This is a genomic window from Candidatus Blochmannia vicinus (assembly GCA_030020825.1).
GTDB lineage: Bacteria > Pseudomonadota > Gammaproteobacteria > Enterobacterales > Enterobacteriaceae > Blochmanniella > Blochmanniella vicinus_A.
This window is the reverse complement of the sequence record CP125213.1, coordinates 106,374-121,484: the sequence shown is the minus strand read 5'-3', so window position 1 is coordinate 121,484 and position 15,111 is coordinate 106,374. Positions and strand designations below refer to the sequence as shown.

Genomic DNA, 15,111 nt, shown 5'->3' with positions numbered 1-15,111 from the left:
TGATAAGCCAATTCACCAATAAATAATTATTTATTTTTCTTTTCATAATGCTCAATATTGAATATAATTGATTTACCCCCATATCCTTTAAATATCTAGTTAATAATAATAATATAACTAGATATTTAAAATGTTATAATCTGGAAAGCTTTAACCAAGAGAGATAGCTCTATGAATACTGAGCAACCTGAGAGCATTGAAATCCCTGTATTACCTCTGCGTGATGTAGTGGTATATCCACACATGGTAATTCCGCTGTTTGTTGGCCGAGACAAATCAATTAGATGCCTTGAATCTGCTATGAATGGTGACAAAAAAATTATGTTGGTAGCTCAAAAAGAAGCATCAACTGATGAACCAAATATCAATGACCTTTTTTCAATTGGCACAATATCCATGATATTACAGATGCTAAAACTACCAGATGGGACAGTAAAGGTATTAGTTGAAGGACTAACTCGAGCTCGTATCATTGAATTAACAGATACCGGAAACCACTTTAAGGCTAATGTAAGCTCTTTAGCGCCTAAAATATTAAACGAACGTGAACAAGAGATACTAATGCGTGCTGTTATTAATCAATTTGAAGGATATCTTAAACTTAACAAAAAAATCCCACCTGAAGTTTTAGTGTCACTAAATAATATTAACAATGCAGATCGTCTTGCTGATACTATTTCCGCTCATATGCCACTAAAATTAAATGACAAACAATCAATATTAGAAATGTCAGATGTTACAAAACGACTAGAATATTTAATAGCAATGATGGAATCAGAAATTGAACTACTACAAGTCGAAAAACGTATTCGAAATCGTGTAAAAAAACAAATGGAAAAAAGCCAACGTGAGTATTACTTAAATGAACAAATGAAAGCTATTCAAAAAGAACTAGGAGAGCTAGATGATATCATTGATGAAAATGAAGCTCTTAAACGAAAAATAGAAGCGGCTAAAATGCCTAAAGAAGCACGAGATAAAGTAGAATCAGAATGGCAAAAGTTAAAGTTAATGTCTCCTATGTCAGCTGAAGCTACTGTAGTGCGTGGGTATATTGATTGGATTCTATCAGTTCCATGGCATGCAAGAAGTAAAATGAAAAAAGATATACTTAAAGCTCAAGAAAGTCTGGACAAAGATCATTATGGATTAGAGCGCGTTAAAGACCGTATTTTAGAATATTTAGCGGTACAAAACAGAATTAATAAAATAAAAGGACCTATTTTATGTTTAGTAGGACCGCCTGGAGTAGGAAAAACATCACTTGGACAGTCTATTGCTAAAGCTACTGGGCGTAAATATGTACGTATGGCTTTAGGTGGAATGCGTGATGAAGCAGAAATTAGAGGCCACCGCCGTACTTATATTGGATCTATGCCTGGCAAACTTATACAGAAGATGTCTAAAATTGGTGTAAGAAATCCATTATTTCTTTTAGATGAAATAGATAAAATGTCTTTAGATATGCGCGGAGATCCAGCCGCTGCCTTATTAGAGGTGTTAGATCCCGAACAAAATACTGCTTTCAATGATCATTATTTAGAAATAGATTACGATTTATCTGATGTTATGTTTGTCGCTACTTCCAATTCAATGAATATCCCAAGTCCTTTATTAGATCGAATGGAAGTAATCCGATTATCTGGTTATACCGAAGACGAGAAATTAAATATAGCACGACAACACTTATTAACTAAACAAATAGAACGTAATGCTTTAAAACCAGAAGAATTAACCATTCAAGATGATGCTTTAATAGGAATTATTCGACATTATACGCGTGAAGCGGGGGTACGTAATTTAGAACGTGAAATTTCAAAATTATGTCGAAAAACAGTTAAAATGCTATTAATGAATAAAAAAATTAAATATATAACCATTGATAAAAACAATCTAAAAAATTTTCTTGGAGTACAACGTTACGATTGCACCCGTGCAGACCAAGAAAACCGTGTTGGACAGGTAACTGGTCTAGCCTGGACTGAAGTAGGAGGAGATCTTTTAACAATCGAAACTGCTTGTGTTCCTGGAAAAGGAAAATTAACTTACACTGGTTCCTTAGGTGAAGTTATGCAAGAATCTATTCAAGCCGCATTAACTGTAGTACGAGCACGTGCAGATAAATTAGGCATTAATACTGATTTTTATGATAAAAAAGATATTCATGTACATGTTCCTGAAGGAGCCACTCCTAAAGATGGACCTAGTGCTGGAATTGCTATGTGTACTGCTTTAGTTTCTTGTCTAACAGGAAATTCCGTTAAATCTAGTGTAGCTATGACAGGAGAAATAACTTTGAGAGGACAAGTATTGCCTATCGGAGGTTTAAAGGAAAAATTATTAGCAGCACATCGAGGAGGTATTAAAACAGTATTAATACCGTACGAAAATAAAAGAGACCTGGAAGATATGCCTTCCATTGTAGTAAATAACTTAGATATTCACCCAGTCAAGCAAATAGACGAAGTTTTAATATTAGCACTACAAAATGCCCCATTTCATTATGAAACAATACCTAATACATCATTATCATGAAATTATAAAATATTTGTACAAAACAAAACATATAATATAAATGTAGAAATATTTGTTTCTCATTATATTACCGCTATATATCAATAAATTTAAAAAATTGCAGCTATGAGGTTGAATTATTCAAATAGGATTATATTGATTTCCTAATTTTAGGAAATCAATATAATCCTAACAAAAACTGTTAATTCTTAATTACTCTAAATTTTTAACAATAGAACAATTCTGTATTAATAGAACCAATACTGCAATATTAAAAATCAGAAGACCACATGTAACTATTTAACTCCATATGTTTCCGATTATTCAAACATTATAAAGTACATACAAATCACACTATCTATAACAACAAAAAATAAAATTTATTTCACAAAATATTAATAAACTAATTTTAATATTCAAAATATACTAAATTACAGTATTTACAAACAAAATATATTTTACATTTAAACGCAATATTTATACTGAAATATGTAATTATTTCTTGAAATATTTAAAATAATCACAGATAATCCTTAAAAGGGATGCTATTAGATTATACATGATAATTTTTGTAAAACCGGTCAGGTCTGGAAGGAAGCAGCCGTAGCAAAAAATTAAAATGGTTCTTTATTAGCATCCCAGTAAAATACTCTTACTGTAAGTATACGAACAAACATTAAAATAAAGTAAACAATTGCTATTATAACAATAATATAATACATTTAATTGTATTTTAATCTCTACTACTCTACTATTAGTAGAAAATTGTTTATTATTTAAATAAACAAGTAATAAAAATCAACAATTAAGATACCAATTTATTAAATAATGGTATATTTTACTTCTTAAAAAGCATTATACTGCTATAGTTTTACTTAATCAAAATATTATTAAGTACACAATTTTTAATTGTTAGTTTAATAAAAATTTAATAAATTAAATTTGTAAGAACTAATAATTTTCAATCTTTGAAATGTATATTTTTGTAATATACATTGTAACTTAAGAAAATATCTAAATAATTAAATAATCACTGGCATTAGTCATATATTTACTTATATAAATCATAAATTCTGTTATTTATTAAAAAATTTATTTATAATTAAATTTTATAAACTATCATAAATATCAATAGATTAGTTATATATTTAAATATCTATAGCAATGGTACTATTATACTTTAAAATATTTTATTTAATAAATTTATATATAATTTAAAATAAACACTTGAAATTTTACCTAAACATAGATATATAATTAATTCACATATACTATGTGAATTAATTATACTAAAAATACAACTATTTACAGTATCCAGTCATTTGATCATGTAAAAAATAGCTTATATAAAATATGGAATTTATACTTATAATCACAATATTATGAAGTTTAATCTGCACAAAATTTCTGTATAGATATATAAATTAAATTTAAATTATTTTTTATATTTTGGAATCAAATATGATGCATGTTATGGATCAACAATTAGAATTAATCAAAAAAAATATTAAATTTGTACCTAATTACCCAAAACAAGGCATTTTATTTCGCGATATAACTGAATTATTAAAAAATCCACAAGCATATTCAACAAGCATTACTCTTCTAGCCCATCATTATCAAGACTATAAATTAACTAAAATAGTAGGAATAGAAGCAAGAGGATTTTTATTTAGCGCTCCATTAGCATTAATATTGAAGCTGGGTTTTATCCCTGCTCGTAAATCAGGGAGATTACCGCGCGCAACTATTAGTGAACCATATATTTTAGAGTATGATAGTGGATGCCTAGAAATACATGCCGATTCTATTATACCAGGTGATAAAGTTTTAATTATAGATGATTTATTAGCGACAGGCGGAACAATTGCAGCAGTAGTAAAATTAATTAGACGATTGGGAGGAGAAGTAAACCATGCTGGATTTCTAATAGATTTAGAAAATTTAGGTGGTAAATCATTATTAAAAAAAATAGGAATAAATTCTTACAGTTTAGTAATGTTTTCTGATTATTAAAAATATATTCACTAAACCAATTAAATTGAATTTTTCTATTTATAAAATTCTTATACGAGTTATATATTATGAATTATCAAGTACTTGCCCGTAAGTGGCGTCCAAAGAAATTTTCCGATATTGTGGGACAAAAACATATTATTAAAGCAATTACACATAGTTTTTCATTAAATAAAATTCACCAAGCTTATATATTAACCGGAACAAGAGGAGTAGGAAAGACTACCATTGCCCGATTATTTGCAAAAGGATTAAACTGCGAACAAGGATTAACATCTAATATGTGCGGGCAATGTAATAATTGCCAAGATATTGAATCAGGCTGTTTTATTGATCTTATCGAAATAGATGCAGCATCACGTACTAAAGTAGAAGATACCAGAGAATTTTTAAATAACGTACAATACATGCCATCACGAGGTCGCTTTAAAGTATACCTCATAGATGAAGTACATATGTTATCACGTCACAGTTTTAATGCTTTATTAAAAACATTAGAAGAACCACCTGCTCATGTCAAATTTATTTTAATTACTACTGAATATCAAAAATTACCAGCAACCATATTATCGCGATGCCTACAATTTTGCCTAAAACCACTAAGCATTTCTCATATTATAACTCAACTAACATATATCTTTAATAAAGAAAATATAAAGATAGAATCTTCTGCTTTAGAAATATTAGCTCACGCATCAAAAGGAAGTATGCGTGATGCGCTTAGTTTAGCCGAACAAGCTATTGTATTAGGCAATAACGAAATAACCAATAATGTCATTGATGATATGTTTGGTATATTAAATATAGAACATCCACTATCTTTAATTGAAAACTTAATACACGGAAGTATACATGACATAATGCACCAAATAGAAAACTATGAAATTTTAGGAATTGATTGGGATAATCTTTTAAGTGAAATACTTACTATCTTACAAAAAATAGCTATAGGTCAATTTCTATTGAATTCTATAAAAAAAGAAAGTAATAATACTATACAAAATATAAACCAACGCATATATAAATTAAGCAATCATATTACCCCAGAAAATGTACAATTATATTATCAAATATTTCTATTAGGTCGTCGAGAATTACCTTATACTCCTAACCATCGTATGGGAATAGAAATGACCATGCTGCGCGCATTTGCTTTTCGTCCAGACGAAAATACAACAAATAAAAAATGTAATAATGATAATAACAATGTATCTTCAGATTTTATTCGTTCAAATAATAATCGTATATTCAATACAAACGATAAACAACCTACTATCATTGGTGATATTCAACCAAAAAATAATAATCAAGATAAAAGTCTATTAAATACAACAAACCAAAAGAAAATAAACGATATGTTATGTTTAAATGTAAAAAAATCTAATAATAATACCAATAACACCAAATCAAAATCACCAAAACCTACATCTAACATCGATAATATAACTACTACTTCTAAAATATTGGAAGCTCGTTCAAAACTATTACAATATAAAGAAAACAACAAATTAAATAAAATAGAAAAAAAATCAAATTTAATTTCAAAATCTCAAAAAACAACAAAAGGCATATTAGAACGATTTTCCAACATTAATAAAAACGTTATAAAAAATAATTCTAATAACAACATTAATAAAATTAATAAAGATTTATTAAATTCTTTAGAATACAATAAGAATGATAATAATAACAAAAACTGTAGTAAAAATCATCAAAATATGTCTAATTTCACAAAAGAAATACTTCAACAAGCAATGAGAAACGATTCATGGACATCACAAATATACCGATTGACATTGCCAAAAACAGCAAAAAAATTAGTTATGAATTCTTGGAAAGAAAAAATTTCTTCAAATGAAATATGCCTACATGTTCGTTCTAATTATCAACATTTAAATTCTATAAAATTGCATGAAATAATACAGGAATCACTTAGCAATAATATCGGTATACCAATCACACTGCATATAAAAAAGGATGATAATTACGACATAAAAACACCAATAGAACATATGTATATTTTATATAAAGAAAAAATATCAAAAATAAAACAAGAATTTTCAAAAGATCCATATATCAAAATAATCAAAACTTTTTTTGATGCTGAAATTGACGAAAATGAGATTAAAATAATTTAATATCAACATAACACTCATTATATAAAACTTACTATTTATCTATTTATATCATATATAAATGAGTTAACCATTAGATTAACTTTCAATCATTTTTATGTATATATATAATTTGTAATTACATTATTTATTGTTACTACAACATAAAAACCCATCAATTATTATATAACTGTTATTTTACATATTTAACCATTTAAAATGAGATTTAAACCTATTATGAATAGAATTTATCTTATTAAAAATTAAAAATAAGTTACTAAATAATAGCAGTAAACAAAAAATTAATTCAAGATTATACATAAATAATTTTGATCTATTAAATATGTCTTTCATTTTTAATTAATTATTTCATTACTATCTGTAACAGATATAACATATACAATACATCTTATCAAATATAAAAATGCAATAAAATACACTCTTATAGTCTATAATAATCAATTAATAAAATATAATAATCAATATCTAACTTATGGTATAATAGTGCTTTTGGACATCAATGTGAAATTGACATTCTTTACGTGTATATTTAAATAATACTCTCCTTATATCTAAAAAAAATAATGATGCAGTATATTATAAATATTATTTAACAATTTTATATGATTTTAATCGAGAATTAAATTTGATACGTATTATATTTCTTGGTCCTCCTGGATCTGGAAAAGGGACTCAAGCTCATCTTATTTCAAATAAATATAACATCCCAAATATTTCTACAGGTATGATGTTACGTCAATCATTTACTAAAAATCCATATCAATCTCACAAAATTAAAAAAAATGTAATAAATGTGATGCATACCGGAAATTTAGTAAATGATGATTTTATGGTTCAGTTAATTAACGCGCGTATTAATAAAAACGATTGCTATAATGGATTTTTATTAGATGGATTTCCTAGAACAATCCTACAAGCAGAATTTATGAAAAAGTATAAAATTTTTGTAAATTACGTCATAGAATTCGTTATATCAGACTCTATAGTTATTAATCGTATTACAGGTAGACGAATACATATAGATTCTGGTAGAACATATCATATGCAATTTAACCCACCTAAAATTTTTGGATTAGATGACATTACCGGTGAATCTTTAACTACCCGAAAAGATGATTGTGAACAAGCTATACGTAAACGATTGCATAATTACTACCAATATACTGAACCAGTATTAGATTATTATCGACACGAGTCTAAAGTTAAAAACTTACAATATTTTTCGATTGATGGAAATAGAAAAATTACTGAAATCTATGAAGAATTAATTAGTTTATTAATTAACAAATAATTTAGTTTAAATTAAGAATCATAAAATTTAATAATTTTTATGATAGAAACCTTACTGATTTACTGCACTATAATTTTTAAAATTAAGAACGGTATTAACTGTTATAATAAAAATTATGATTATTTTTAATCCTAACATAAAACATTAACTAACTAAATAAAAACTATCTACCATATTATTCAAAAATTTACACTATAATTTAAATAAAAATTTACGAGCAGAACCGCCAATAAATATTAATTTCAGTTAGTAACATATAAATACTATTATGTATAACTTTTATTATAGAGATATCTGTTTGCCTATTACGGACTATTATAAATAGTCTAAACATTTTACATAAAACATGATTAAATTTCTTATTTAAGCATTAATAAATATTATATCATAAAACTTATTTTAAAATATTCTAAAATTCTACTTAAACATTAATTTCCTAAATAAAACCTTTTGCATTGCATTGCACACACAGGAACAACAATTCACAACTCTCTAAATGTAAGACATAATATTTATGTATTATTTTCTTTATAAAAAGAAGTTTAAAATTCTTCTAAATAAAAACTAGTTCTATATAAAATTAAATCTAAAAAATGATAATAATACACATTTCAGTCAAACCACTACTTATTAGAAATTTTAAAAATTAAAAAATAAAAACACTAAAAATATTTAAAACAATCATAATCAAGATCTCTTTCAATAAAATAGAACTACACCAAAAATATATTAAATAATCACAACAAATAATACCTAAATCAAAATTCTCATTTTATATTTCTTATTTACGTAAGAAATATAAAAACCCATTACATCTTCTTTCAAACATAGTAAAAATTTAATTGTTATAGTATACTATAACAATTAAAAATAGAAATATAATTTAATTTTTAACTATTTTGCGTATCGGGAATTCCATAAATGTAATATTATTATTCTCTTCATTTATTTCTATCATTGAACCACATGTATTCCAACTCCCTAATGCCATTATATTTAAAATATCTTTTTTAGATCCAAAAATTTTATAAATCATTGGTTGATGAGTATGTCCATGAATCATAATATCTGCATTATTCTTAATTAATATATCTGTAGCCATTCTCAAATTAATATCCAATTTTTTTTTTGATTTACATTGTTTATGTCGTACACAACATGAACGAATAATACTAAACATACGTGAACGTATAGATAACGGTAATAACAAAAATAACCGTTGTGCTACAATATTTCTAAAAAATTTTCTAAATAATCGATATGATTTATCCTTAGAACATAAAGTATCTCCATGTAAAATGACTACCTTTTTCCCTGATTCTAATTTTAAAACTTGTTTTGAAGATAATAACGTCATTCCACAAGCCTTAGCGTACTGTTTTCCCAACAAAAAATCACGATTGCCATGAATAAAATAACATGAAATTTTTTTTTATTTAATCTTTTTAAAGCTTTAGCAATATTAATATGTAATGATTTATAATCATCATCTCCTAACCAAATCTCAAACAAATCTCCTAAAATATAAAGAGATTGAGCGCGTACTGCGCAATAATTTAAAAAATGCAAAAATCCATCAGTGACATCTGGAGATTCCGAACGCAAATGAATATCTGAAATAAACAAAATTGACATATCTACTAAATAAAATAATTATTTTTATAAATTTTTTAATATTCTATATTAAAATTATCTAATTAAAAATATAACCAACTGAATAAAATTCATTATATCAATATATATACATAATCAATCATTTAACACAATATAATCATCAGTCGCAAACATTTCAATTACACAATAAACATTAATCATGTATTTATTGTAAAAAAAACATATGTTATATTCTATCATTAAAGTTATAATTATCAATATTATTGTTAACATAAATTATTTATAGTAATTTTATTTAAAAAGTATATAAATTACTATCAGTACTTATATACTATGAACACTCAATATATTAGCGTTACAGAATAAATTAAAATGCTCAAAATTTTTAATACTTTAACAAGAAAAAAAGAAAAACTTATACCTCTTGTTGATGGAAAAATTAAGATATATGTTTGCGGTGCTACAGTATACGATTTATGCCATCTTGGACATGCTAGAACATTTCTAACATTTGATACTATTATCCGTTATTTGCGTCACTGTAGATATCAAGTAAATTATGTTCGTAACATTACAGATATAGATGATAAAATTATAAAAAGAGCTTATGAAAATAATGAAACAACTAAACAGTTAACTAATCGTATGATTCAAGAAATGCATTTAGATTTAGATTCATTAAATATATTACGTCCAAATTACGAACCAAAAGTAACCGATCATATTGATATAATTATTAAATTTATTCACCTACTAATCAAAAAAAAACACGCATATATATCTTCTAATGGAGATATAATGTTTTCTGTAAAAACCATGCATAACTACGGAATATTATCTAAGAAAAAAAAAATATCTGAAATTCACAATATTTTAAAAACATCAAACATAAAAAATCCTCCTATAGATTTTGTGCTTTGGAAAACATCTAAACCAGGCGAACCCTGTTGGCAATCTCCATGGGGAGCAGGGCGTCCAGGATGGCATATTGAATGTTCTGCTATGAACCATTCTATTTTCGGTAATCAATTAGATATTCATGGTGGAGGATCTGATTTAATTTTTCCGCATCACGATAATGAAATTGCTCAATCTGTTTGCGCTTATAACATGCCTTATGCAAAAATATGGATGCACTCTGGTATGCTATTATTAAACCATGAAAAAATGTCAAAATCATCAAATAATTTTTTTACTATACGTGACATTTTAAGACGTTATGATCCTGAAACAATAAGATATTTTTTAATGTCTGCTCATTATCGTAACCAATTAAAATATGATGATAATAGTCTCAAAAGCGCACAATCATCCTTGAAACGACTTTATATTGCTTTAAGAGATACTAAACCTAATTCCGATGTTAAACCTTATGATGAAAACTGCTTTATATCTAAATTCATCTCTAAAATGAATGATGATTTCAATACGCCAGAAGCATATTCAGTACTATTTGACATAGCACATAAATTAAATTATTTAAAAGTTAAGCGTCATTCGCTCACTCCAAGAATAGCAGCTACTTTAAAATATTTAGCAAACATTATTGGATTATTGCATCAAAATCCAGAAATATTTTTAAAAAAAATAACATTAAAAAATAATAAAAAGTTTCATATTAAAAAGATTCAAAAATTAATTAAACGTCGTGAAGATGCTCGAAAAAACAGCCAATGGGAATTATCTGACAAAATAAGAAATAAACTAACTGTCATGGGAATAACATTAGAAGATAGTCCTACAGGAATAACAAAATGGCATTGTAATAATACAAATACGTAATAAAGCAGTTAAAATAGAGAATAAGCTACAAACATCCATCTCTTATCAAAGATGATTGTAGTAGGCTTGTAAAGTATTTTGAATAAGCGTAGCCACCGTCATAGGACCCACTCCACCTGGAACAGGCGTAATATATGCAGCACGTTCATAAGCGCTAGAAAAATGAACATCACCAACTATATCTCCATTATTTAAACGATTAATACCAACATCTACTACTATAGATCCTCGTTTTATCCAGCTACCAGGAATAAAATTTGCCATTCCTACTGCCACAACCAATAAATCAGCATGTTCAAGATACACTTTTAAATTCTGAGTAAAACGATGCGTAATTGACACAGTACATCCCGCCAATAATAATTCCATCGTCATAGGACGACCAACAATATTTGACGCTCCGATTACAACTGCATTCAATACAAACATATCTATATTATACCATTCCAATAAAGTAATAATACCTTTAGAAGTACAAGGACGCAGTGTAGGAGATCGTTGACATAAACGACCGATATTATATGGATGAAAACCATCTACATCTTTATCAGGAGCAATATGCTCAAAAATACTTACTTTTTTTAATTTATTTGGTAATGGCAATTGAATTAAAATACCATCTACACGATCATCGTTATTTAGAGTTTCTATCAATTGAAAAATTTCATTTTCGGTTGTGGTAACAGGCAAAATATAAAGAAACGAAATAAAACCAACTTGTTCACATGCTTTTTTTTTGTTAGCTACATATATTTTAGAAACTGGATCATGGCCTATCAAGATCATAGCTAATCCCGGCGCGCGCTTTCCAGAATTTACATTCTGGCATACTTGTTTAGCTATCTTTTGCTTTATTTCTTCAGACACATATTTACCATCAATTACCTTAGCAATCATTTCAATAATATATCCAATAATTTTATATTAATACGATGATGTTATTTTTATAAATATATATTACTATTAACTCTAAATTATACACTTTCTTTTACACATCTTTTTTCAAAAAGAAAATATTTAACTTAATTAGGTAAATACCAGAACACTATTGTTCTTTTTTAAAAATATGTACAAAACATGACATGTTAATGCGCCCTTAACTCAATTGGATAGAGTAACAGCCTTCTAAGCTGTAAGTTATAGGTTCGAATCCTATAGGGCGTATTATCCATAGTATATACTTGTAGTATATAAACCTAAATTAATATGAATAAATAAGTCTTAATCAAATAATCATATAACACTATTTAATCGAAATGTGTATACTCAACAATATATACTTTTAACTTAATAAAAATAGATTTTCACTAAATAATAGTATCCATATGTTTAATTAGTACAATAAAGGTATTATGATACTAGGAATTGCTTTTGCTGTAATCTCAGGATTGTTGTGGGGGTTGATCTTTATTGGTCCCTTATTAATACCAGAATATCCCAGTATATTACAAGCATCTGGTCGTTACATTGCATTTGGATTAATCTCAATACCACTATCATGGTACGATAGAGCACGGTTACGTAAGTTATTGTTGCAAGATTGGTTAGAAGCAATAAAATTAGTCTTAGCAGGCCATTTAGTGTATTATACATGCTTAACAAGCGCTATCCAACGTGTTGGAGCTCCGATTTCAACAGCTATTATTGGAACCTTACCTTTAATGTTAACTATAACAACACATATTATTTCTAATAATGAACAAAAATTGCCATATCATACTTTACTAACATCATTATTTCTAATGGGAATAGGATTATTATGCGTAAACGTTTCTGAACTAAAATCTGAATTTTTCATATTTAACATATGGCAATATATAAGTGGAATAATTTTAGCAATGATTTCTGTTTTATGCTGGGCGTGGTATGCATTGAGAAATGCACGTTGGCTAAAAACACATCCATATAATAAACCTATGACTTGGGCCAACGCACAAGGAGTAGTTACATTACCATTATCATGTCTCGTTTATTGCTTTGTATGTATCTGTTGTTCAGATCTTATGCAAGATGAATTTATATTGCCCTTTGGTCCCAGACCAGTTTTTTTTATTTTATTAATGATCTTAATTGGATTTTGTTGCTCTTGGTTAGGCACATTCTTTTGGAACGAAGCCAGTCAAAGATTACCAACAACATTAATAGGCCCACTAATTGTAGTAGAAACTATAGCAGGTTTAATATACTCATTTATACATCGCCAACTATGGCCATCTCCTTTAATTTTAATTGGAATGTTTTTATTAATTTCTGGAGTTACATGTATCATGCAAATTCAAAAAAACACGCGCTAAAATAACTTTTTCAATCATATATTATCATTTTACCATATAAACTAACTAATTAATTCAGTAAACTAAAACTAAATGAACTCAGTGATATTTTCTAACCTAAAATAATTAGGACATTTATTATATTATAACATATATTATATCTCTACATTAAAAAACACATTTATAACATATATAACTAATTTACTTAATAAAATGTTTTGTATTATATGTAATGATAATACATTTTATGTATATATAAATACTTTTCATATATTTTAAGCTTTAAAATTTTCAACCTAATATTATCAATACAACAACAATGTTAATTATTAATTTCATTACGTTATAAATTAAAATTATTATAAAATTTTAGAAATCATTTTTCTATGTCCATTCATTGACATAACTATGCCAAATCCAGCCATTAATACTAACAAAGATGAACCCCCATAACTTATTAATGGCAAGGGAATACCTACTACTGGTAATAAACCGCTAACCATACCAATATTTACAAAAATATACATAAATAACACTAACATAAAACTACCAATAATTAGTCGGCCAAACATATGTTTTATTTTAACCGCAATAATAAATCCACGAAATATAATTCCTAAATACAACATTAATAATATTAATATTCCCAACAATCCTAACTCTTCCCCTATTACCGCAAAAATAAAATCAGTATGACGTTCTGGCAAAAATTCTAATTGTGATTGTGTCCCATGTAACCATCCTTTTCCAGTTAAACCACCTGAACCAATAGCAATTTTTGATTGAATAATATGATATCCAGCACCTAATGGATCAATTTCTGGATGCAATAATATCGTTATTCTGGACCTCTGATATTCATGCATGCAAACAAACCAAAATATAGGAGTAAACAAAACCATGAGCAATAACGTAAATATAATTAATTTCCAACTAATTCCAGATAAAAATAATACAAACAAACCAGCACTAACCGTTAAAATCGCTGTTCCCAAATCTGGTTGTGTTAACATAAATATAGTAGGAATTATAATTAATAATAGCGCTATGGCAACATTTTTAAAAGATGGTGGATGTCGTCCTCTATCAACATAATATGACACCATAAGCAAAACAGAAATTTTTACTATTTCTGATGGTTGAAACCTTATTATACCAAAATCTAACCAACGCTGTGCTCCTTTGCTAATTTGTCCAATCATATTAACTGATATTAATAATATAAGACACAAAAAATATATATAAGGCGCCCAAAATTCATAAACTCTAGGTGAAATCTGCGCTAAAAAAAACATAAGCAATAATCCTCCTATAATTTGCAATATTTTTAGTCGCATCATTTCAAAATTTTGACCACACGCGCTCCACATTATAAATGTTCCATATAACAATAAAAAAATAATAAGTAAAAATAATGTTAAATCAATATGATACTTATCCCATAATGAATTCCGTCGAATAATTTGATTCATGAATACATTTAATA

General features: G+C 26.9%; 10 protein-coding genes, 1 tRNA gene and 1 other RNA gene. 8 read left to right on the top strand and 4 right to left on the bottom strand.

Going from position 1 to position 15,111, the window contains the following annotated elements:
* Positions 1-171 precede the first annotated feature (171 nt).
* From lon to adk, 5 genes are all read left to right on the top strand, one after another.
* Complete coding sequence (gene lon / locus QMA81_00510) at positions 172-2,535, top strand: endopeptidase La (protein WHL24821.1); 2,364 nt, start codon at positions 172-174, stop codon at positions 2,533-2,535.
* Between the two features lie 529 nt (positions 2,536-3,064).
* Positions 3,065-3,153, top strand: an RNA gene (ffs, locus tag QMA81_00505) — signal recognition particle sRNA small type.
* A gap of 822 nt (positions 3,154-3,975) precedes the next feature.
* A complete protein-coding gene (apt, locus tag QMA81_00500) occupies positions 3,976-4,530 on the top strand; it encodes an adenine phosphoribosyltransferase (GenBank protein WHL24820.1) in 555 nt (184 codons plus the stop codon).
* Between the two features lie 68 nt (positions 4,531-4,598).
* Positions 4,599-6,668: a DNA polymerase III subunit gamma/tau gene (gene dnaX / locus QMA81_00495; protein ID WHL24819.1), complete on the top strand. Its 2,070-nt coding sequence runs from the start codon at positions 4,599-4,601 to the stop codon at positions 6,666-6,668.
* 622 nt (positions 6,669-7,290) lie between these two features.
* Positions 7,291-7,956, top strand: coding sequence for an adenylate kinase (adk, locus tag QMA81_00490; protein ID WHL24818.1), 666 nt, complete (start codon positions 7,291-7,293; stop codon positions 7,954-7,956).
* Positions 7,957-8,839: 883 nt separating this feature from the next.
* Here adk and QMA81_00485 read toward each other — a convergent pair.
* Both QMA81_00485 and QMA81_00480 read right to left on the bottom strand, forming a co-directional pair.
* Entirely contained in the window at positions 8,840-9,343 is a 504-nt protein-coding gene (locus QMA81_00485; GenBank protein WHL24817.1) for a UDP-2,3-diacylglucosamine diphosphatase, read from the bottom strand.
* Positions 9,310-9,591: a hypothetical protein gene (locus QMA81_00480; protein WHL24816.1), complete on the bottom strand. Its 282-nt coding sequence runs from the start codon at positions 9,589-9,591 to the stop codon at positions 9,310-9,312. The genes QMA81_00485 and QMA81_00480 overlap by 34 nt, the downstream gene beginning before the upstream one ends.
* A 351-nt stretch (positions 9,592-9,942) precedes the next feature.
* On the opposite strand from QMA81_00480, the gene cysS reads away from it, so the two are divergent.
* Entirely contained in the window at positions 9,943-11,352 is a 1,410-nt protein-coding gene (gene cysS, locus QMA81_00475) for a cysteine--tRNA ligase (protein ID WHL24815.1), read from the top strand.
* Between the two features lie 45 nt (positions 11,353-11,397).
* Here the strand turns inward: cysS and folD are convergent, their stop codons facing one another.
* Positions 11,398-12,249, bottom strand: a complete 852-nt coding sequence (gene folD / locus QMA81_00470; protein ID WHL24814.1) for a bifunctional methylenetetrahydrofolate dehydrogenase/methenyltetrahydrofolate cyclohydrolase FolD — start codon at positions 12,247-12,249, stop codon at positions 11,398-11,400.
* Positions 12,250-12,442: 193 nt separating this feature from the next.
* Here folD and QMA81_00465 point away from each other — a divergent pair.
* Together QMA81_00465 and QMA81_00460 are read left to right on the top strand one after the other, a co-directional pair.
* A tRNA-Arg gene (locus tag QMA81_00465) sits at positions 12,443-12,516 on the top strand.
* A 188-nt stretch (positions 12,517-12,704) separates the two neighbouring features.
* On the top strand, positions 12,705-13,646 hold the full coding sequence (locus QMA81_00460; GenBank protein WHL24813.1) for a DMT family transporter: 942 nt from the start codon (positions 12,705-12,707) through the stop codon (positions 13,644-13,646).
* A 338-nt stretch (positions 13,647-13,984) separates the two neighbouring features.
* On the opposite strand, the gene rodA is transcribed toward QMA81_00460, so the two are convergent.
* A complete protein-coding gene (gene rodA, locus QMA81_00455) occupies positions 13,985-15,097 on the bottom strand; it encodes a rod shape-determining protein RodA (GenBank protein ID WHL24812.1) in 1,113 nt (370 codons plus the stop codon).
* Between the last annotated feature and the right edge of the window lie 14 nt (positions 15,098-15,111).